The organism is Bacillus sp. Root131 (genome assembly GCF_001429475.1).
In the GTDB taxonomy this organism is placed as follows: Bacteria; Bacillota; Bacilli; order Bacillales; family Bacillaceae_G; genus Bacillus_A; species Bacillus_A thuringiensis_S.
In genome coordinates, this window is the sequence record NZ_LMJQ01000001.1 from 2,029,275 (window position 1) to 2,052,024 (window position 22,750).

Consider the following 22,750-nt stretch of genomic DNA (forward strand, 5'->3'; position numbering starts at 1 on the left):
GTATGAATATTGTGGAGTTTCAGATTGGGATGACAAATTAACGAAGGAACTAATAGAAATGGTAGAAAAGAAATTTCAGAAGCGCGTAACGGATTTCATTATTACACATGCGCACGCTGATCGAATTGGCGGAATAAAAACGTTGAAAGAAAGAGGTATTAAAGCGCATAGTACAGCATTAACTGCAGAATTAGCAAAGAAAAATGGATATGAAGAGCCGCTTGGAGATTTACAAACAATTACGAGTTTGAAGTTTGGCAATACAAAAGTAGAAACGTTCCATCCAGGGAAAGGACGTACAGAAGATAATATTGTTGTTTGGTTGCCACAATATAAAATTTTAGCTGGAGGCTGTTTAGTGAAATCTGCGGAAGCAAAAGATTTAGGAAATGTTGCAGATGCATACGTAAATGAATGGTCTACATCGATTGAGAATGTGCTGAAGCGATATGGAAATATAGATTCGGTAGTACCTGGTCATGGAGAAGTAGGAGACAGAGGATTACTTTTACATACATTGGATTTATTAAAATAAGAAATTGTAGAAATACAAAAGAGAGGAGAAATAATTTTCTCCTCTCTTTCTTCTAACTATATTTAAATGCTGAATCTGTCGATTACGCCAGCATGTATTACTGAGATTTTAATTCCAAGTATACAAATACTAGAACTGTCATAATTGCTATAACAACGTAAGTAGCATCAAGCATTATAAGTGTTTTTAAAGTTTCAGTCATTCTAATTCACCCCTGTTATAAAAATATAACATGATCTTTTTATTGATTAGATAAGAGATCATAAAGATAAAATGTATATGAAATTTCTTAAGTAGTTTCTATATAAATATATCATATAAATAATGTAAGTAATGTTAAGATAGTGTAAATGTATTGTAAATAAAAAGCTTTACAATAAAGGCTTTAATAAAAAATGATAGTTCCTTAAAATAAAAAATACGCTATTCTTTCTATTGAATGATAGAAAGAATAGCGTATTTGTATGTCTATTTTCATATGTGATGAATTGCAACTATTTGTATAAGGGTTCAAAAAATTTTCGTTGTATATATTTCTCCAAATTAATTATTTAGCTATTTAAAAGTATCGAAAGATGTGTGCACACTAATGTACATTTTTTAGTGTCAATAAAAATATTATGTCAACAATATGAACTGTCACAAATCTTTATATATTATTGTGATTGATATCACATCACTTTTTTTCAATGGGTATTATGCTTAAGGTGTAATAAATGATTGAGAGAGGGTGGGATGATATGTTTTGTTATCAATGTGAACAAACGCCAACAGGCGGATGTAAAGTGATGGGTGTTTGTGGTAAGAATGAAACGATTGCGAGTTTACAAGATACGATTGTGTTTGGGCTAAAAGGAATTGCAGCTTATCGCACACATGCTGCTCAGCTAGGGTATACGGATGCATTTGTAGATGCTACAACACAAGAAGCTTTATATATGACATTAACAAATTCTAATTTTAACGAACAAGAGCATATTGATATGGCTATGAAAGTTGGGAAATCAGCTTTACGGGTGATGGAGTTATTGGATGAGGCACATACGAATCATTTTGGTGTGCCAGAACCTGTACAAATTACACAAAATCGTGTAGAAGGTAAAGCAATTGTAGTTACGGGCCATAATTTATTTGCATTAGAAGAACTATTAAAGCAAACAGAAGGAAAAGACATTAATATTTATACGCATTCTGAAATGCTACCAGCACACGGATACCCGCAGCTGAAAAAATATAAACATTTAAAAGGAAACATCGGTAAGGCATGGTATGATCAAAGACGCCTTTTTGAAAAATTTACTGGTGCCATATTAGCTACAACGAACTGTGTTATGCCAATTAAAGGCTCGTACTCTGATCGATTCTTTTCATATGACATTGCAGGTTTAGAAGGTGTACAAAAAATTGAAAATGATGATTTTACAACGTTAATTCAAAAAACGCTAGAACTTCCAGAAGTACATATGGAGTCGGATGAACAGTTAGTGACAGGGTTTCATCATAATACAGTATTATCATTAGCTCCAGAAATTATTGACGCAGTAAAAAAAGGGAAAATAAAGCGTTTCTTTGTTATCGCCGGTTGTGATGCACCGGGAAAAGGCGGAGAATATTATCGTGAATTAGCAACGTCACTTCCGCCAGAAACGGTTATTTTAACAACTTCTTGCGGGAAATTCCGCTTTAATGATGTGGATTACGGTGTTGTACCTGGTACGGAAATTCCGCGTTACATTGATTTAGGACAGTGCAATAATTCAATTTCTACAGTGAAAATAGCGGCTGCTTTAGCTGATGCTTTTCAATGTGAAGTGAATGAATTGCCAGTAAGTATTGTCCTATCATGGTTTGAACAAAAAGCGGTTGCCATTTTACTAGGGCTATTTAGTCTTGGGATTCAAGATATTCGCATCGGTCCAAAGGCTCCTGAATTTATTTCAGCTGGCGTGCTTGATGTATTACAAGAAACATTTGGTTTAAAACTAATTACAAATGCAGCAGAAGATATGGCTATGATGTTATCGTAACGGAAAAGATGTTTTCACTTAATTGTGGCTTTATAAATCATTTGTATGTGTGTGAGTAAACGTACATACATACAAATGATTATTAATAAAGAAAATTTGCTATATCTATAAATTTTATAATTTTATAAAGCTTTTAAAGTGTAACACCACATGCCCATCACCTTAAGATTTTAAGTATCCCCAAAACGAAATTTTTACATGAATATCTATAATTTCACCTCTTTTTCATTTGATTTGAAAATAAGCTTTCTATTTTTAAAAACCAACGATACCACCTCAAATTATATGAATAAAATCCATTCATTTATTAGGAAAATGGATTAAAAATAATAAGGTAGACTAAAAAGTAAAATATTATTTATGATAATCATTCTTTTATAAAATTCAAATTGGAAATAGCCCTACTCATTTTCAAAATGGAGGGGCTTTTTTTACTGTAAAATCAATATCTGCAGCTTATTTTTGTTGAAAAAATTCTCATTCTTATTTTGATAGTGATATGGGTACATATACATGCACATCAATCTTTTATTATGAAGTAGCCCTTGAATATATTGTTTTTTATTGACAGACATAAAAATGATTTATTTGCTGTATTGATAATTTATAGACGTTATAATAAAATGTTTATGTATATGTAAACTTAATTTATTTTTGTTTGGTTTCATTGGGAGGTTAGGCAGTGTTAATAACAATAAAATAATGGATATATCACCTGCAAAAAGAATGAAACCAATACGGAGAAGATGATTTCGTTAAAAATTCGAAAAATAAGCGTTATTAGCTCTTGAAGAAAAATGACTAGAAAAATTACAAGCATATGGAAAATAGGGTTATACAAAAAGTCTTAAAGGGGGACGGAATTATGGAGAAAAGAAAGTATTCAGTAACACCACAAGATCGAATGAATTATGTATTAGGTCTTTATTCTGCAGATCAACAAATTAATGCAGTTCTTTATTTTCCTGTAGGTATATCCAAGGAAATACTTGAAGAATCAGTAAGGATAACGTTGCAATTGCAACCAGTTTTGAACAGCCGGTTTGTAGAAAATGATATTCCTTACTGGGAGGAACATTCATCTGACACTAACTCATCTATTTGCTTTTTTGCAGAAGGAAATAATCAAGAACTTGAAATAATGGCAATAGATTTTATTAAAGAACCTGGTGATCGTATACAGGGGCCTATGGTTCAAACGAAATTATTACGGGGCACTACAACAGATATGTTAGTTGTGAAATTATCTCATCTATGTTCAGATGGTGCAGGAGTCAAGGAATATATTAAATTGCTTGGAACAATATATACGCACCTTTCATTGGGACGGTCTAAGAAGCAAATTATAAAGGAATTTGATGAGGGAAATGAGAGTTGTCGAGATCAATCACATGTATTCAAATACGCTGGAATATCGGACATAAAAAGTGCGTATCGTCCTAACCAAGAACAACAGGCATCGTTATGGTCTTTTCCATCTCAACCTAACAAAAATAAATTTCCCCAAATGTCCGTACGGCGATTGAGCCATGAGCAAACTCTACGTTTAACCCAATGGACAAAAGCACAACAGGCTACCTTGAATGATGTAATCATGACTGCATACTTCCGAGCTTTATCACATTTCACTGTGTATGCAGAACCTCGCACTGCAGAAAAAATGATTGGCTTGACAATTGATTTACGTCGATATCTGCCTAATAATACAACTGGTGCTATTTGCAACTTATCCGGTATGGAAATGCCAGTGATTAAAATGGAAGACGATGAAACATTTAAGCAGACTCTTGTTCGAGTTAAACAATCAATGGATAAAATAAAGTCTCAAAATCCAGGTCTTTCTTCAGCAGCAGGAATGGAGCTACTGGCAGAAATGAAGCTATCTACAGTGAAGGAAATGTATAATCAGCAATATGAAGAGGCTGTACAGATGGGGATGGCGTTGCCATTACTGACAAATTTGGGAGTGATCGCTGAGGAACCTATTCAGTTTGGTCAAATTCAAGCTGAGGACGGGTATATGGCATCGCCTATTATGTATGCACCATTCTTTTCAATGGGAGTAAGCTCTTATAATGGAAGACTTACATTTACGATTGGTTATCATGCGCCGGATACATCAAAAGAAAAGGTAGAAAAATTTTTAGATAGTGTTGTGAATCAACTATCAGAAATAAAATAAAAGAGAATATAGAGAACAAATTTCTAACAGAATTGTATTTTAGGGGCTCGTATCATGTACGGATAATCTCTGGGAATTTTCTCTGACCGCACTTGCCTTTATGCTTTATATGCAATGGGAATGGTAGTGAGAAACAATTTGTATCGTGAAAAAACATGATATATCGGTATGAAAACAATAAAGCAGAGCTGATTTAAATTACACTTTGAATCAGCGCTGTTTTACTAGTTTGATGGCCCTTACAACAAAAAAAGGAGACTGTATCCGGTTAGGGTAAAGCGGATTTTTAATTTTTTTGAAAATAAAGTTGACATCCACAACTACTTAGTCATACAATGTAGTTGTAATAAGTAATACTGAATAGTGTAGTTTTACTCAAAAGCTATTCAGTAAAAATTCGCCTTAGTACTCTGTAGTACTGAATATAAGCCAGACAGAATAGGGGGTAAAGGAGGATCAGGACATGGAAAATTTAACTGAAATGCTGAAAGGTTCACTGGAAGGGTGTGTACTGGAAATCATTAGTCGCCGTGAAACGTATGGCTATGAGATTACCCGCCACCTGAATGATCTTGGGTTTACCGAAGTTGTAGAAGGTACGGTGTATACTATCCTCGTACGATTAGAGAAGAAAAAGCTTGTGAATATTGAAAAGAAACCATCAGATATGGGGCCTCCTCGTAAGTTTTATTCATTAAATGAAGAAGGCCGCCAGGAGCTTGAATTGTTTTGGGAAAAATGGGATTTTGTATCGTCAAAAATTAACGTCTTGAAGTCAAAATAGGTTCATAAGATAAAATGTTCTGGCCGATACTTTGAGAATTTCTTGTTCGGCTTTATAAAAAAGGAGGAAAATAAGATGTTAGAAATGTTCAAAAAGTTAATTGGTGATAAAAAAGAGTACAAAATGATGATGGCACGAGTTGAGACTCTGCCAGAGGACTACCAATTTGTATTTAAGAAAATTCAAAACTACATGTGGAATTTCTCAGCGGGTAACGGGATGGATATGTTACACATACAGTATGAATTAATCGATTTGTTCGAAGCGGGTGCAGCGGAAGGAAGACAAGTGCTTGACATTACTGGGGATGACGTGGCTTCCTTTGCTGACGAACTAGTGGCAAACGCTAAAACGTATGTCTCCAAGTATCGTGAAGATTTGAATGAAAGTATTATGAAGAAATTGAGAAAAAAATAAATGCAATTAGTAATACCGACTGATTAGCTGGTTACAAATGTGAATTGCCGCCATCGCTATTCAGTTATATTTTTAAACCAGTACTAAGTAATACAGATTATCAGTGATACTAAATAGAGGGTGTATGTAATCTAATTCTATAAGGGGGAAAAAGTATGAGCAATGCAGCAATTTCTATAAAAGGGTTAAAAAAATCTTTTAAAGATAAAGAAGTCTTAGAGGGAGTGGATTTTGAGGTGCAGCGTGGCGAAATTTTTGCGCTGCTAGGCTCAAATGGAGCGGGAAAGACGACAACGGTCAATATCCTTTCGACGTTAATGAAACAAGATGATGGTGAAGTGAGTATTTGCGGTTTTGACGTCCAGCGACAACCAGATCATGTTCGTCAAAGCATCAGTTTGACAGGACAGTTCGCAGCTTTAGACGGCATGCTTACTGGAAGGGAAAACTTGATAATGATCGCTAAGTTACGTGGTGTTTCCAATCCCGCACAAGTTGCTGATAATCTACTTGCAAGATTTAGCCTGACTGATGCGGTCAACCAGAGGGCAGACCAGTATTCAGGCGGGATGAAGCGCCGACTTGATATCGCGATGAGTTTGATTGGGGCGCCAGCAGTTATTTTTCTTGACGAACCAACGACTGGACTTGATCCGGAAGCGCGGATCGAAGTGTGGGATACCGTCAAGGAACTTGCCGGCAGCGGCACAACGATCTTGCTCACTACTCAGTACTTGGAGGAAGCGGAACAACTGGCGGACCGTATCGCTATTTTGCATGGCGGAAAAATTATTACGACAGGTACTCTTACTGAACTGAAAGAGATGTTCCCGCCAGCAAAAGTAGAGTATATCGAGAAGCAGCCGACGTTGGAAGAAATTTTCCTTGCGATTATCGGTAAAAAGGAGGAGATGTAAATGAAAAGCAAAACAGGGGTATTACTAGGGCGCTTAATGCGCAATATTATGCGTAGTCCGGATACAATTATTACGGTAGCAATTACACCGATTATGATGATGCTATTATTTGTTTACGTATTTGGCGGGGCTATAAAGACAGGAACGGATAACTACGTTAATTATTTATTGCCGGGAATTTTGCTAATGGCTATCGCATCCGGTGTAGCTTACACTTCCGTGCGACTATTTACGGATGTAAAGAGTGGGCTGATGGCACGTTTCATTACGATGCCTATTAAGCGCTCATCGATATTGTGGGCTCACGTTTTAACCTCTTTTGTTGCTAATGTACTTACTATCGTGGTGGTTATTCTTGTTGCATTATTAATGGGTTTCCGTTCCAGTGCTAATATTCTAGAGTGGCTCGCGGTAGCTGGAATACTTGGGATGTTTACGCTGGCGCTAACATGGCTAGCTATCATTCCAGGATTGAAAGCGAAGTCTATGGAAGGGGCGACTGCTTACTCGTACCCGCTAGTTTTTCTTCCATTTATTAGTTCGGCCTTTGTGCCTACCGAAACGATGCCAAAAATTGTTCGTGCGTTTGCAGAGAATCAGCCTGTAACTTCAATCGTGAATGCGATTCGTGCTCTTTTATATGAAGGAACTGTGGGTAACGATATTTGGATTGCACTCGCTTGGTGCGTAGGTATAATGGTCATCTCTTACTTTTTCGCCAGTAAAGCATTTAAACGTCAGTTAGGGTAAGAAACGAGATAAACGAAACCTTCAGGAATAATATATATTTAGAAAAGCACGGGAGATTTTCCGTGCTTTTATTATTTATCATGCTCTCATTGTAGTAAATGAAATGGTATTTAAAAATAGGATAATTATCCAGTGATAAAGCTTAATATTTGAGGCTCACTGCTTATGGAATGTATAAGCACACTCGTTTTTGTAAATCTGCTAATACTTCATCGGGTATTTCTTTGATTTTAATATCCTTCCCTAGAAAAAGCAGCCAATTTATTATTTCCATCACTTCATCGGGATTGTTAACATTGATAAAAGTTTTTAAAATGGCTGTGGATTGGTAAGGATTAGTATAAGATATTGAAATTTTTAAAGGATGGTATTTTTTGAACTGGGCAATTGCTGTCGGACCAAGTTCAAATACAAGGTTAATTGCTTCGTCCTTCTTACTTAGTTTTTCTAAAATCTTTTTCTTATTTAGCCTTTTGTTCGTCGTGTATGGTTCGATATTAATGAGATCATCGACAGGAAACATCATCTTCTTTTCTTCTTTTAAGTCAAAACCTTCAATGATCCAATGGCTTTTTTCTTGATAAAGGTGCAATAGATAAATTGGATAAGACTTGATTTCTTCATCTTCTTTCATAGTAATCAATAAATGGTTATCTAAAAGAAGGATTTGAATGAGTTTTTCTAACATAGGATGGGGGAGATCAGAAAGCTCAAGTAGATCGGGATTATAAGGATTAGTCCCTTGGAAAAGCAAGAGTTGATTTAAAAGAACGAGATCATCTTGCTGGGTTTCTGAGATGAGTCCTAGTAGTTTTTCGGCTAAAGATTGACGACTCTTTAGGTAGGGAAGTTGTTGATTCCTCGTAGCCATAAAGGCAATAAAAAGAGCTTTCACTTCATTATCAGTAAAGCGAACAACGGGCAGGATAGAGTTGTGCATAACAAAATATCCCCCGGTCCTCCCAACTTCAGCGACAAGTGGCATTCCCATAGCTTCAATTTCTCTAATGTCTCTAATAGCTGTCGACCGTGATATGTTAAATTCTTGTATAATTTCAGATATTGTAAAGTGGGAGCGGTTGTTGATATACCGCATAATTGTATTAATCCGTTCAATTTTTTTCATTTTGGTCTCCTAAACAGTATCATTTTTTGACATGGTTTAAAGGTATTATAAACGTATCAGATGAAAAGGTAAATCGTTTGATTAATAAAAAAAGAGGCAGGTTTTGCAAATGAAAAATTATACTATAGAAGAAAAAGATAGCTTTATTGTATTAGGTATTGGAACTGAAATTAAGAGTGAATACACAGACTTTGCTGGAATAAATAAAGAAAAGGAAGACTTTTGGTCGGCTGTTAAAGAAGATGGAAGGCTGGACACTTTAAAAGCTTTAGCTACAAATGAATACATTTTTTCCGTGAGCGAAGCGGTGAATAACAAAATGATGTATTATGCGGGTGTCATGACAGAAGCACAAATAGAAGAAGAATCTAGAGTGATTCAGTTTCCGAGGGGAGAATACTTAGTAGTGAAAGGGGAAGACAAAACGGCTGAAGAGCTAAGTAATAAGCTTACTGGCATCGCCTTCGGTCAAGCTTTACCAGAAGCAAAGGATTTTGCCTATGTTGGTGGACCGAATACAACGGTTGAGATGGGGCAGAGAAATGGCTTAGTATTTGGTGAAATGTGGATTCCGGTTGTTAGGAAGTAAAGTGATAAAAGGTGCGAATATGGAAAGTAGAGGCTAATGATCTTGTATTGTTGGCCTTTTTAACATGAATATAATATTCATATGCTGCTACACAGTATGTTCTGATAAAATGGAATAAAAGGGAATTACTGTAAGGTGGTGGTGGGGAGAATAAAAAAGGCTATTTGAGCTATTCATAGTAACGTTTGTTTTTCTATTCCTTCATGTAAGTACATTTACTAATGAAAGATTTAACGATAAATTGGGATCCTTTACTTTCATTGAGCTACTTCTTATGCTTTCTATTTACACTGCATTTATAGAAAAGTATTTTGATGATATACAAAAGTGGATTCAAAATATTACATGTTGCTTTGCTTTATTCGTAGTGGTTTTAGTAGCTCTATGGATAGGTTATTTTTAGTCCTTACTTAAGAGAATGAGAAATATGTGATTACACTACATTCGATTCGATAATATGACTTAGCTGCATCGGTTTATATTAATCTTTTCTCTCCTCAATCATGATAAAATGTACAAAATGAGAATCCAATTTAATAGATATTATAAGAAAACCATCAATTTGATTATCCTTTTTCAAATTGATGGTTTTTATTTTTGAAATAAATATGTATTTTTTTAAAAAATATTTTTTGACCCCCATAAAACTATGTATTCCTCCGAATATGTATAGTGAAGAAAATAAATAGAAGAAAAATGACTATGAAAGAATATAGAAGCATTAATAAATTTACTAGATTAAGTGGGCATCCGAAATAAAAGGATGAAATTACCAATGATATAGAGAAGAGTTATTCAAGGATTGCAGATAAAATAGAAAAAGAATAAGCAAAACGAACGGTAGAAAATAAGAAAGTAGATAAAAATTAAAACTTAACTTTTGTGCCGAGAGAAAAGGAAAATCATTAAGAAAACGTTAGGAAAAGTTAGAATCGAAAAATATAACTAACAGCAAGAAGACAAGACCGAAGAAAAGTACCAAGAAAATCTGGTTAAATGGTCACTTGTGTAGTGGCCATTTTGCTATTTGAAGGAGGCTGGGAGATTACAAGTGTTGAGTTTAGTAATGAAGATCTTAAGAAAACCGAAAATAGAAGATATCGTATGTAACATACAAAACAACGAAGAAGACAAAGAAGCGTTTATCGTACAGTATCAGCCTTTTATTAGAAAATCAATCTCATCTGTCTGCCGCCGATATATAACAGAACAGGATGATGAATATAGCATTGGATTGTTTGCGTTTAACGAAGCAATTGAACAGTATTCATATACAAAAGGAAAATCCTTTTTAGCGTTTGCTGATCTTCTTATAAAAAGAGATGTAATTGACTATATACGTAAGGAGTCTAAACATAACTTTGTCTTTTTAAAAGAAGATGAGCAAGAGGAAATGTTAGAAATGCAAGTATCGCTTACGGAGTATATGAAAGAGATGGAAAATAGTAACCGTAAGGAGGAAATTCTTCATTTTCAAAGTGTGCTAGCTGAGTTTAAAATCACATTCTCAGAGCTTGCTAAAGAATCTCCTAAGCATCGTGATACACGTGAGCACTTAATAGAAATTGTAAAAATTATTATAAAAGAAGAGGAAATGATGGAAGAGCTGTTCCGAAAGAAAAAGTTACCGCTTAAACATATAGAACCACGTGTTAGGGTAAGTCGTAAAACGTTGGAACGACATAGAAAATACATTATTGCAATGTGTATTATTTTTGCAAACAACTATACATATATTCTGGATTACATAAGAGGGGAAAAGCATGATGAATAAAGGAATTGTGATGGATATAAAAAAGCATAGCGTAGTTGTTTTAACACCAAATGGAGAGTTTATTACGTGTAAAAGAAAAGGGGATTCTTGCATAATCGGGGAGGAAATCTTATTTGATGAGCAAGAACAAAAAGCATCGCATTTTTCGATCCCTTCCTTTTTAAAACCTGCATCAATACTTGTTGCTTGTTTTCTATTTGCAGTGCTGTTTTTCTACAATCAACCAGAAGAAAAAGTATTTGCTTACGTCTCAGTTGATATAAATCCAAGTTTAGAGGTGAGCGTAACAAAGGATTTTCGTGTTATAGATTTGCAGGCTTGTAATGATGATGGAAGGCGTATTTTAAAAGAATTGAAGCAATGGGAAAATAAACAATTGCAAGAAGTAATACGTAGGATTATAAAGCAAAGTCAAGAGGATAAGTATTTAACGAATGATAAGCAAGTTATGCTAACAGCTGTTGCAAAGGACAAGGCACTAGAACCACAGTTGGAAAAGGCGATGAAAGAATTAAAGAAAGAATATGAGCTAAAACATATTACAGTTGAATATCAAAGTAGCACAATGCAAGTACGAGAGAATGCTAGAAAAGCTGGAATTGGCACAGGTGTCTATATAAAGCAAGAGAGTGAGAAGAACAAATCGCTTACGCCTCCTGCCACGCCGTCTAATCCGGTGGAAAACGAAGAAGAGATACAATTGCAGCCGGAGTCATCTCCTGATGCATCACCGGATTTGTCTCCCGTACAAGAAAAAAAATATGAGAAGCCAGAGCATAAAGAACAAAAGAAAACAGAAGAACAGCCATCGAAGCAAATAAAAGAAAACAATGGAAGAGGATCCCAGCAAGAAAATAGAGGGAATCAACAGGAGAATAACAGTAGAGAATCTCAACAGGGAAATAATGGGGACCGACAAGGGAACAATGGAAGAGGATCTCAACAAGGAAATAATGGGAATCAGCAAGGGAACAACGGAAGAGGATCTCAACAAGGAAATAATGGGAATCAGCAAGGGAACAATGGAAGAGGATCTCAACAAGGAAATAATGGGAATCAGCAAGGGAACAACGGAAGAGGATCTCAACAAGGAAATAATGGGAATCAGCAAGGGAACAACGGAAGAGGATCTCAACAAGGAAATAATGGGAATCAGCAAGGGAACAACGGAAGAGGANCAACGGAAGAGGATCTCAACAAGGAAATAATGGGAATCAGCAAGGGAACAACGGAAGAGGATCTCAACAAGGAAATAATGGGAATCAGCAAGGAAACAATGGAAGAGGACCCCAGAAAGAAAATGATGGAAACGAGCAAGGGAACAATGGTAGGGGGTCTCAACAAGAAAATAGAGGCCACCAGCAAGGGAATGAAAAGAAGAATCAATAGAATATGGAAGTGAGAGATTCATTTCAAAGCTAAAAGGATTTCTCTCGCTATTGTGGGCAGTAAAACTCCCATCTCAAAATTTGGCTTGGGCAAAGAAGTTAGGTGGGGGTTGGGCTGCTTGTAAATGCCCAATTGGTGAGGGCTGATTAAAGTTGCACTTTATTATTCTATAGTTCTATTAAGAAGGAGTATGTGAAAAATATAATGGAGAAAAACATTCAACAAGAGAAAGATAAAGAAAAACCTGTTTTTTATGATCCGAAAGGAAGGAGAAACATAGCCTTTATTTGGTTTCTATGTATCTCAATAGTTAGTGTAGGTGTTGTATTTTATTTTTTCTTTCAAAGTATTTTTTCAACACCAGAAATTCCAAACATGAATCCTACTGTAAAACAAGATACGAAACTTGTACCAATTAATCAAAAACTTAGTGAGGAGCAGTTAAAGAACGAAGAATTCAAGCCAAATACCGAAATGAAGGATAATAAAAATTTGGTGAATTCGACAAACGATAGTAAACAACCTAAAGAAGTGTATGGTTTTTATGTAAACTGGGATGAAAATAGTACCGCTTCTTTAAAAGAAAATATCGATTCATTAACCACGTTAGTACCAGAATGGTATCATTTAAAAGAAGATTTAACGATTAGAAGTGAGATAAAACCTGAGATTGTAAAACTAGCAAAAAAAAATCATGTGAAAATTATGCCGTTACTTACTAACTATACAGAAAAAGCTTCTGGCCCTGATAGTGAGCTTATCCATAAGTTACTGAATTCGCCGAATGATGTGAAGACGAAATTTATTAATGATTTAGTAAGCCAAGTTAAAAAGAATCAGTTTTCAGGTATTAATATTGACTTTGAGGCCGTACCTGAAAGTGATAGAGAAAACTTAACAAATTTTATGAAAGAACTTACTACGGAATTTCATGAACATGATTTGCTCGTTACACAAGATGTTCCAGCTAATGATAAGGCTTTTGATTATAGTGCGTTAGCAAAAATAATAGATCGAATGATTGTAATGATGTACGATGAGCACTATGGAGCCGGGGAACCAGGACCAATTGCTTCAAATAAATGGTTCCAACATACATTAAAAGAACTGAATATTCCGTCTAATAAGCTTATAGTTGCTTTCGGTAACTATGGATATGATTGGGAAGTGAATAGTAAAGAAGCTGCGAAGTCTTTAACTTTCTCAGAAGTTATGGCAATGGCTCATGATTCAAATATGAAAATTCAATGGGATAACATGAGTGGAAATCCTTATTTTAGATATAAAACAGGAGAGAAAGAACATACTGCATGGTTCTTAGACGGTGTTACTCTCTATAATCAAGTGAAAATCGCAATGGACAACAATGCAAAGGGGGTTGCGTTATGGAGATTGGGAGCAGAAGATCCTACAATATGGAAAGTTTTAAAAAATCCTATTGAGGCACAAAAAAATCCTAATGTATTACATAAAATCAATAGTTTAGATGAAGTAAATTATTCTGGACAAGGTGAAATTTTACAGATTGAGAATGAAAGAAAAAATGGATTGAGAGATTTTAAAGTAGGCAAAGATGGTTATCTTACAGATGAAGTATATCAATCCTTACCATCTGCATACGAAGTGCAACGATATGGAAAACCGAAAGGGAAACAAGTAGTATTAACATTTGATGATGGACCAGACCCGAAATATACGCCAGAAATTTTAAATATATTAAAAGAGAATAAAATAAAAGCTGCTTTTTTTGTCCTTGGTGAAAACGCACAACTAAATCCTAGTATTGTAAAAAGAATATACGATGAAGGGCATGAAATTGGCAATCATACTTTCAAGCATCCTAACGTAGCTGATACGTCTTTACTACGAACAAAAGTAGAACTTAATACGACGCAACGTCTGATCCAGGAAATAACTGGGCATTCTACAGTTTTGTTTAGGCCACCATACGAAGCGGATGCTAACCCGGATTCCTCAAATGAAATAGTGCCTATTTTACGGGCACAAAATATGAACTATACAATGGTAGCAGAAAAAGTGGATCCCGAAGACTGGGCAACACCATCAACAAATGAATTAGTAAAGCGTGCTCTTAATCCCGTTTATAAGGGAGAGGGAAATATTATTCTTCTTCATGATGCGGGAGGGAATCGTACCCATACAGTAGAGGCGCTCCCAATCATTATTAAAGACCTAAGAAAGCATGGATATAGTTTTGTAACAATCTCGGATTTAATGAATAAAGAACGAGAGGAAATTATGCCTCCTGTTTCTTCAGAGGGGAAGCAATATTTACTTTACAATAAAGCTGTCTTTTCAGGGGCAGGATACTTTAAACATATATTAACAACTATTTTTTATGTTGCTATTGGATTAGGGATTTTTCGATTCTTATTCTTAATTTATTTTGCATGGAAGCAGAAAAGAAAAACGCTATCTCGCTATATTAATTCGTCATATCAACCTTTTGTTAGTGTTGTCATAGCGGCATATAATGAAGAAAAGGTGATAGCTAAGACGATTCGCTCAATTTTGGATAGTAATTATAGAGAATTTGAAGTTATTGTTGTGGATGACGGATCGACAGATGATACGTCAAAAGTAATGAAAGAAACATTTTATAAACACTCTAAAGTTCGTTTCATTCAGAAAGAAAACGGCGGGAAATCATCGGCAATGAACCTAGCGTTTCAACAATCGCGAGGAGAAATCATTGTTACTTTAGATGCGGACACTATTATTGCGCAAGACGCCATTTCTCTAATGATTAGACACTTTGAAGATCAGAATGTAGCAGCAGTTTCAGGTAATGTTAAAGTGGGGAATAGACGAAATTTGTTAACTACTTGGCAACATGTTGAGTATATTACAGGGTTTAATTTAGAACGTAGAGCTTTTGATGAGTTAAATTGTATTACAGTTGTTCCAGGAGCTATTGGGGCGTGGCGCAAGAAGAATGTAGTTGAATCTGGATATTTAAGCGAAGATACATTAGCAGAAGATACGGATCTTACTATTACATTTTTACGTCAAGGGCATAGAATTGTATATGAAGAAAAAGCGTATGCTTTTACGGAATCACCTGAAGATGTGAAAAGTCTTATTAAACAGCGGTATCGTTGGTCATATGGTACGCTCCAATGTCTTTGGAAACATCGAAAAGCTTTGTGTAATTCAAAACATAAAACATTAGGGTTTATTGCATTGCCTAACATGTGGTTATTCCAATATGTTCTGCAATTCATTGCTCCTTTAGCGGATATATTAATGATCATGGGGCTATTTGGTAGCGATCCGCTAAAAGTTTTAGGATTTTATTTTGTATTCTTTTTATTAGATCTGCTCGCATCTCTGTTTGCATTTAAATTAGAGGAAGAGAACCCTAAACCGTTAGTGTGGTTAATTTTACAACGCTTTATTTATCGTCAATTTATGACTTATGTTGTCATTAAATCTATATGTTCATCGCTTCGAGGAGTAGCGGTAGGATGGAATAAACTAAAGAGAATGGGGAGTGTTAAACATTCCACGGAACATAAGGAGGCATCATAAGAGAGCAGACTATCTGCTCTTTTTTTATTGATTTTAGTAAGTTGAATATAGAGTAGTGGTGAGACATTATGTTAAGATTCTCCTTTAGTTTCGGATTAAAGTTTTTTTATATTTTTTTAAAATGACGGACATAAAAACGCATATACCTTCGAATTATATATATGGATAACATAAATATGTATATAAAAGGGGAGAAATAAGATGAGAGAAAAAAAAGAAATGTTTCAAGAAATTGCTGAGGTGTTAAAGGTATTGGCGCATCCCGTTCGTCTATCTTTAGTAAAAATAATGCTTGCAAAAGGCCCTACTAATGTAACAACAATGTATGGGGATTTACAAATGCCTCAAAGTACAATTAGTCAACATTTATCTAAACTAAAAGCTGCTAAAATGGTTACAGGTACTCGGAAAGGATTAGAAATTTATTATGAGGTAACGGACAATCGCACAAAATCAATATTAGCATGTTTAGTTTAAATACTGATTGTCTAGACATTAAGAAGAGGATGCAAAAGTAATTCTTTGACTACAATTTTTAAGATTTTATACAAAAGTAATATGTATAAGTGCATGTGATTTTCTTACTAACATAAGTTGTATGTAGGGTGGTTATTAATTTGTTATACTTCTTAATTAGCTTATTTTATTAAAAATTAGTAAGGTGAAGGATTATTTATGTACACATGAAATATTTTATAAAGAGTACGACTTTACTCCAAAGTTACATTTTTAGTTTTTTATCTATAGATCTAATACTAAAGGGAAAATAACTGAAATATAAATGTAATTGAAAGGAGTGGAGTAACAATGGAGGTAAGCCTTTTTTTAGGATTTTTTTGGGGGTGGATAACGGTTATCATCTCAGGAATACTTTTTGTACGACCATCTATACTACGTGAACTGAAAAAATTAGTGGTAGAAGACAGAGGATTTGGAATTATGTATGGCTTTCTATCAATTTTCCTCGGGTTAGGTACTGTTATCTTACATAATGTTTGGACACTTAATTGGCAGGGACTCATTACACTTATTGCATGGCTCGCACTATTAAAAGGGATTTATGTAATTGCATATCCTGAACCATCCAAGAAAACCGATTTTGAAGTAAGAGTACTATCTACTCGTATAGTGCTTGCTATCCTTGGTGCTTTATCTTTATGGATGCTTTTCATACTTTATATGAAATAGAGACAAATATTTTTGATCATGGGAGTATATAGGTGAGGAGTTTTGGGTAGTCCTTTGGAACGGGATTTTATAGTTAACTGTAAATATAGTGTTTCTTCCCTTGTAGATATGTTTTTATAAATAGTGAGATGGGCAAAACGAAAAGAGTCCTAAATAAATAGGATTCTTTTCGTTTTATAAAAGTGAACTTATTTTGTATCACTAATACAATGGATGATTATTTTTCCGGACTATTCGCAGTTATCTATCTTGGTATACTCAATGGTGGCTATGTGACCATCCGGTCGAATCAAAACGGTATCTATATTTTTTAACTTGGAATCTTGTATTTCTCCTATTATCACCTTTATGTGTGAATCAATATTTATTTTATTTATCTTATCTATATAAGTAGGGTGTATTAATAAAATAAATTTACCATCCTGCATTAATTCAAAGAGTTTATAACTTTTCTTATTTAGAGAAGAAATAGTGAGGTTTGTACATCTTTTTCCTATCAATGGATGCCTTTCTATATCGTGCATCGACGAATACATTATCCCTAAGCCACTTACTCTTTCAGATAAATCTTGATTTATCTCGGGGTATGTAAGTAGGTACGAAAATAAATCCCTCAATTCCATTCCTGCGTTTGAAAAGTGTATCATTAATTGTTCTTGCGCTTGTACTTCCTTGAAAAATTGTTTTCCCACAGCATGTCTTTCAATATGATAACTTTCTAATAGGCTTTCATATTTTTTTTGTTTTATTGCGAGTCCTAATTTCCATCCTATATTAAAAGCATCTTGTAGACCTACATTCAAACCTTGTCCTCCAGCAGGGAAATGAATATGTGCTGCATCCCCAGCTAAGAATACACGCTTATGTTGATAAGTATTTGCTAGTTTGGTTGCATTGCCAAAACGAGAAAGCCATATTGTGCTCTTAATTTGAAGATGTTTACCTGTAATACTATAAATACTATCTATAAACTCTTTTTCTGTAACAGCAACATGAACAGGTATTGTCTGATTCTTAGGGTCAATAATTGCAAAACGAAATACATCAGGTGTAATAGGTACCATCATTAATATCCCATTTATATTAGAAGTAGATAAAAATGGATTATCTGGTATACCTTCTAAAATAACATCACCTAATATAGCGGTAGTTGTTGTGTTTGTTCCATTAAACGGTATATTTGATAATTCACGAACTACACTTCTTGCTCCATCAGCTCCTATTACATATGGAACTTCTATTTTATATATTGTTTCTCTTTGTTCTATTTCTAGTTGTACGAATGTTTCATATTGTTTTAAGTCTTTCAGAGTATGCCCGCGTTTAATGACTACGCCTAATTCTAATGCATGTTCTTCTAATATTTCTTCTGTAATAGATTGGGGAATAAAAAGTGTATACGGAAAATCAGTATTTAAATTTTTAAAGTTTAATCTTGTATCTAAGGCAGCAAAATGACTTGTATTTAATTTCTGTCCTCTAGCTAAAAATCTATCTGCAATACCTCTCATAGCCATCAATTCTAAGGAACGAGGGTGTAGTGTGAGTGCTCTAGAATTTCGTACCCGGTCTAATCTTCTCTCTAAAACAACAACTTTTACGCCTTGGATAGCTAATTCACATGCTGCCATAAGTCCAACTGGACCACCACCAACTACCGCTACATCATAATAATTGTCCATATCATGCCCTCCATTTATTTAATTGTTTAAGAGCTAATGTGAAAAATTGTAAATAGATTAATGATATCTATTGTACATATATAATTATACTTCATTTTAGTTTCTTCGGAAACTAAAATGAAGTTCCTAGGAGAAGTCTACATAGTAAGTGTGTAGTTAAAGCTATATATCGTTTCTGCAGCTTCTTCTGCTTGTGCTATTTTTGCTAAAAATGCTACTGCTGTAGTTCCATATGGGAGTTGTAAAGGTCTTTCCGCTATTCGTAGTTTTAATGAAGTAGTAGTGGTTTTAACTCGACTTCAAATAATTCGCTTTCAATTTCATTAAGTGCATACATTGATACAGGGTGTGGAGAGGTATTAGATAAGACTTGTGATGAAAGAAGTGCTCCTGATGAGGAGTAAAATGTAACAAACACTTGTGAAAATGGAGGTACCATAATGATTACACGGTCAGTTTTTTGTAACGTATTAACCAACTCCAAAATAATATAGTTTTATAAAAATCAAAAAAAAAAATAGATAAATATAAAGATATTATTATGGGTACTTTTCCGATAGTGAATTAAGAAAATTAATAAACTCTTTATTTTATTGTAAATAATTTAAGAGCACACAAATATGCGCGCTCTTAGAATAGAAAGGTAGTTTTCTATGAGTAGGGAGTCCTCATATAATAAAATATGCTTGTCCAATTTAAATGTGAGAAGTTTTTTATAAAAATGCTATTTGGTAAGTCTATGTGAAAAATTACCTTGTACAGGAACTCTTTGCAAAGTATTTTGTCTGCAGTCATGATTATTAAAGTTGATGAGAGCTGTTATTCGACTAATAAAACCACATCTCAAATTGTTGACTATATGTCTAACAACTAGGATGCGGTTCAATTAATAAAAAGTGTCCGAGCAAAATATAAGGTGAAAAGTATAAGATACTTTTGTTATAAAGAGTATTTATAGATGAATGTTATTGTTTTTTATTTCTGAAAGATTTGGGGTTCTAAATTACGAGTTGTTGGAGTCCCTCTAATATAAAATTTCAGTAGAAATATTGAACTACTAATATGAATGTAGAAGATTTAATAAAGACGGTAATGTTTTTTTAGTCATGTAATCTTTTCAATTGATGATCTTTTCCCCATTCACATAGTTCATCCATAATTTGCATTAAAGATTTCCCATATTCGCTTATTGTGTACTCAACCTTTGGTGGAACTTCTTGATATACAGTACGATGGATAATTCCATCAGCTTCAAGTTGCCGAAGTTGTTGAGTCAGAACTTTTTGCGTAATGTTTGGAATTTCTCGTCGGATTTCATTTGTTCGCATTTTTCCATCTATTAAGACACATAAAATATGAACTTTCCATTTTCCGCCGATTACATCGAGTGTCGTTGCAATTGGGCAGTCATCATTTTGATTCATATAACACCTCCACAGGTACTTTAAGGTTCCTATAGCACTTTAAAGTACGTACTTTTCAATTATATGTGACTCATTCATACTAATACGTAAAGGGTTGAATAATTTATAAAGGGGATGAAAAATGATGAAAACACTTGTAATTGTAGCACATCCTGATATTGAAAAATCAAAAATTAATAAAAGATGGATTGAAGAACTTGAGAAATATTCGGATGAAATTACGGTGCATGAATTGTATAAAGTGGCACCGAATTGGGAGTTTAATGTGGAAGAGGAACAAAAGCTGTTAGTAGAACATGACCGATATATATTTCAATTTCCTCTCTACTGGTACAGCTCACCACCTTTATTGAAAAAATGGTTCGATGATGTATTAACATATGGGTTTGCATACGGATCACAAGGAGATAAAGTGAAGGGAAAAGAATTTGGTGTAGCTATTTCTATAGGTGGATTAGAAAAAGACTATGAAAATAGTGGGATTACAATGGATGAGTTGACGAAACCATTCCAAGCTACATGCTTATATACAGGTATGGAATTTATACCTTCCTTTTATTTATATGGTGCAGAATATAAACTAAGTGATGAAGAGATTGATAAAAGTGCACCTGAATATGTGCAATATGTGATAAACAAGAAGTATTCTAATATATAATGAAAAATAGCCATTTACTTGTGAAGTAAATGGCTATTTTATATTCTTCTTATATTCACTAAGTGTAATCTTTAGTAAATTAATAGTTAATCTGGTAAAATAAAAAACCTAACATATATAAAGGGGAGTTTTACTTGAGAACGATGCAAAAATTATTACAAAAAAGAGCAATGCAATCACCAAATTTGGAAGCGCTTGTAGGCGGAGAGAAAAGGTATTCGTTTCAGCAGTATAATGAACGAGTAAATCAGCTTGCACATTATTTGTTACATAATGGTGTGCAAAGAGGAGACCGTATAGGAATACTATGCAAAAATAATCACCCGTTTCCAAGCGTTATGATGGCAAGTTTAAAAATTGGAGCGGTATGTATTCCGCTAAATCATCAGCTTACTGCTTATGAATTAGAAACGATTGTAAAAGAAGCGAAATTAAAAGTATTAGTTATTGATGAAGAATTTAGTGAAGTATTATTAAAGATTGATGCTGTTAAAGAAATCCCTTATGTAATTCAAACGACAAAAGAAGGCTTTGGTTCATTTGAATTAGAGTTGCAAAAACAGCCAACGTCAGAACCGAACGTAGAAGTTCATGAAGAAGACGATGCCATTTACTTATTTACTTCAGGAACGACTGGACAGGCGAAAGCATGTGTAATTGGACATAAAAACTTGCATCATTATTTTGCTGAAATTGCGGGCCAAAGAGAAATCCCAGCAGGTGAACGTTTTTTATCCGTGCATCCATTGTTCCATATGAGTGGCGTGCTTTCTATTTTAAATTGTATTTATCATGGCGTTACGATGATTTTCTTAGCTGATTCGAATCCTGCTATTATTTGGGATAAGATTGAAGAAGAGAAAATTACTACGATGCTTGCGTTCCCAGCTGTTTATAGTTACATGCTTGATGAGCTAAATAAAAAAGAACGTAACATTTCAACCTTTAAAGTAGCACAAAGCGGTGGTACAAAAGTGCCAGAAACACTCATTCAAAAATATATGGAAAAAGGAATATATATGGTGCAAGGCTATGGCAGTACAGAAGGTTGGGTTGTAACCTCATGGCATCCAATGATGGGAAAAGAAAAGATGTCTTCTGTAGGAAAAACACTGAAACATGTAGAGGTGAAAATTGTTCATCCAGAAACAGGTGATGAACTAATAACAAATGAAGTCGGAGAGATTCATGTAAGAAGTCCATACATGTTTAAAGGATATTGGAATAATGAAAAGGCGACAAAGAAGGTAGTGAAAGATAATTGGTTTAACATGGGTGATGCTGGCATGATAGATGACGACGGATTCCTGCATATTATGGGAAGATATAAAGACGTTATTATACGCGGTGGTGACAATGTATATCCAGATCAAGTAGAAGATGTTATTCATGAAATACATGGTGTTTTAGAAGTTGCAGTAGTTGGAGTTCCAGATGACTTTTGGGGAGAAGTTCCAAGAGCTTACATTGTGAAGGATGGCGAAACAACATTAACAGAAGAAAGTATTACTCAGTATTGTAAGGAGAAATTAGCCAGTTACAAAATACCAGAAGTGGTATTCATAGAAGAATTACCGAAAAATGCTTTAGGAAAAGTGTTGAAGAGGGAATTACGAGATGTAGTTCTTATGAAATAGAAAATTATGAAACGATGGAGAACCCAGTTATGTATAAAGCATGACTGGGTTTTTATGTATCAAAAACATAATAATTTACTAGATTTTGTATTTCGTGTAAGATAATAAAGAATATTCAA

At 34.4% G+C, this 22,750-nt stretch carries 18 protein-coding genes and 2 pseudogenes; 17 read left to right on the top strand and 3 right to left on the bottom strand.

Annotation, left to right across the window (positions count from 1 at the left end):
* Positions 1–25 precede the first annotated feature (25 nt).
* From bla to ASE54_RS10220, 7 genes and pseudogenes are all read left to right on the top strand, one after another.
* A pseudogene (gene bla / locus ASE54_RS10190) lies at positions 26–535 on the top strand (subclass B1 metallo-beta-lactamase); the annotation flags it as partial.
* Between the two features lie 740 nt (positions 536–1,275).
* Positions 1,276–2,562 carry a hydroxylamine reductase gene (gene hcp, locus ASE54_RS10195; RefSeq protein WP_002082429.1) on the top strand — a complete coding sequence of 429 codons (1,287 nt, stop codon included), beginning with the start codon at positions 1,276–1,278 and terminating at the stop codon, positions 2,560–2,562.
* An 865-nt stretch (positions 2,563–3,427) separates the two neighbouring features.
* Entirely contained in the window at positions 3,428–4,744 is a 1,317-nt protein-coding gene (locus tag ASE54_RS10200; protein WP_000415486.1) for a condensation domain-containing protein, read from the top strand.
* Positions 4,745–5,207: 463 nt separating this feature from the next.
* Positions 5,208–5,528 carry a PadR family transcriptional regulator gene (locus ASE54_RS10205; RefSeq protein WP_000429487.1) on the top strand — a complete coding sequence of 107 codons (321 nt, stop codon included), beginning with the start codon at positions 5,208–5,210 and terminating at the stop codon, positions 5,526–5,528.
* Between the two features lie 75 nt (positions 5,529–5,603).
* Positions 5,604–5,945 carry a DUF1048 domain-containing protein gene (locus tag ASE54_RS10210; protein WP_000891989.1) on the top strand — a complete coding sequence of 114 codons (342 nt, stop codon included), beginning with the start codon at positions 5,604–5,606 and terminating at the stop codon, positions 5,943–5,945.
* Positions 5,946–6,100: 155 nt separating this feature from the next.
* Positions 6,101–6,862: an ATP-binding cassette domain-containing protein gene (locus tag ASE54_RS10215; RefSeq protein ID WP_000063307.1), complete on the top strand. Its 762-nt coding sequence runs from the start codon at positions 6,101–6,103 to the stop codon at positions 6,860–6,862.
* Positions 6,863–7,612, top strand: a complete 750-nt coding sequence (locus ASE54_RS10220; RefSeq protein WP_000837798.1) for an ABC transporter permease — start codon at positions 6,863–6,865, stop codon at positions 7,610–7,612. It abuts the gene before it with no gap.
* Between the two features lie 163 nt (positions 7,613–7,775).
* Here ASE54_RS10220 and ASE54_RS10225 read toward each other — a convergent pair whose 3' ends face one another.
* Positions 7,776–8,738, bottom strand: coding sequence for an HTH domain-containing protein (locus tag ASE54_RS10225; protein WP_000717857.1), 963 nt, complete (start codon positions 8,736–8,738; stop codon positions 7,776–7,778).
* 109 nt (positions 8,739–8,847) lie between these two features.
* Here ASE54_RS10225 and ASE54_RS10230 point away from each other — a divergent pair, with 109 nt between their 5' ends.
* The 8 genes and pseudogenes from ASE54_RS10230 to ASE54_RS10260 all read left to right on the top strand — a co-directional run bounded on the left by ASE54_RS10230 (position 8,848) and on the right by ASE54_RS10260 (position 17,230).
* A complete protein-coding gene (locus ASE54_RS10230) occupies positions 8,848–9,327 on the top strand; it encodes a GyrI-like domain-containing protein (RefSeq protein ID WP_003309742.1) in 480 nt (159 codons plus the stop codon).
* Between the two features lie 175 nt (positions 9,328–9,502).
* Complete coding sequence (locus ASE54_RS33925; protein ID WP_043333320.1) at positions 9,503–9,730, top strand: DUF3963 domain-containing protein; 228 nt, start codon at positions 9,503–9,505, stop codon at positions 9,728–9,730.
* A gap of 648 nt (positions 9,731–10,378) precedes the next feature.
* On the top strand, positions 10,379–11,101 hold the full coding sequence (sigI, locus tag ASE54_RS10240) for an RNA polymerase sigma factor SigI (protein ID WP_002082432.1): 723 nt from the start codon (positions 10,379–10,381) through the stop codon (positions 11,099–11,101).
* Positions 11,091–12,278, top strand: a 1,188-nt coding sequence (locus ASE54_RS10245) for an anti-sigma factor domain-containing protein (RefSeq protein WP_235567822.1), incomplete at its 3' end; no start/stop codon positions are given. The genes sigI and ASE54_RS10245, both read left to right, overlap by 11 nt.
* A 1-nt stretch (position 12,279) precedes the next feature.
* Positions 12,280–12,490, top strand: a pseudogene (locus ASE54_RS36805) (hypothetical protein); the annotation flags it as partial.
* 204 nt (positions 12,491–12,694) lie between these two features.
* Positions 12,695–16,042, top strand: coding sequence for a glycosyltransferase (locus tag ASE54_RS10250; protein ID WP_000414294.1), 3,348 nt, complete (start codon positions 12,695–12,697; stop codon positions 16,040–16,042).
* A 201-nt stretch (positions 16,043–16,243) separates the two neighbouring features.
* The gene (locus tag ASE54_RS10255; RefSeq protein WP_001208312.1) at positions 16,244–16,519 is read left to right on the top strand and encodes a metalloregulator ArsR/SmtB family transcription factor; all 276 of its coding nucleotides are present in this window, start codon (positions 16,244–16,246) and stop codon (positions 16,517–16,519) included.
* A 330-nt stretch (positions 16,520–16,849) separates the two neighbouring features.
* A complete protein-coding gene (locus ASE54_RS10260; protein WP_000453955.1) occupies positions 16,850–17,230 on the top strand; it encodes a hypothetical protein in 381 nt (126 codons plus the stop codon).
* Positions 17,231–17,460: 230 nt separating this feature from the next.
* On the opposite strand, the gene ASE54_RS10265 is transcribed toward ASE54_RS10260, so the two are convergent.
* Together ASE54_RS10265 and ASE54_RS10270 are read right to left on the bottom strand one after the other, a co-directional pair.
* Positions 17,461–18,912 carry an FAD-dependent oxidoreductase gene (locus tag ASE54_RS10265; RefSeq protein WP_003257301.1) on the bottom strand — a complete coding sequence of 484 codons (1,452 nt, stop codon included), beginning with the start codon at positions 18,910–18,912 and terminating at the stop codon, positions 17,461–17,463.
* Between the two features lie 1,100 nt (positions 18,913–20,012).
* Positions 20,013–20,336: a helix-turn-helix domain-containing protein gene (locus tag ASE54_RS10270; protein ID WP_001072962.1), complete on the bottom strand. Its 324-nt coding sequence runs from the start codon at positions 20,334–20,336 to the stop codon at positions 20,013–20,015.
* 124 nt (positions 20,337–20,460) lie between these two features.
* Between ASE54_RS10270 and ASE54_RS10275 the strand changes: the two genes are divergently transcribed.
* Positions 20,461–20,994: an NAD(P)H-dependent oxidoreductase gene (locus tag ASE54_RS10275; RefSeq protein WP_033795218.1), complete on the top strand. Its 534-nt coding sequence runs from the start codon at positions 20,461–20,463 to the stop codon at positions 20,992–20,994.
* A gap of 134 nt (positions 20,995–21,128) precedes the next feature.
* Positions 21,129–22,631, top strand: a complete 1,503-nt coding sequence (locus ASE54_RS10280) for a class I adenylate-forming enzyme family protein (RefSeq protein WP_001259942.1) — start codon at positions 21,129–21,131, stop codon at positions 22,629–22,631.
* The last annotated feature ends 119 nt before the right edge of the window (positions 22,632–22,750 follow it).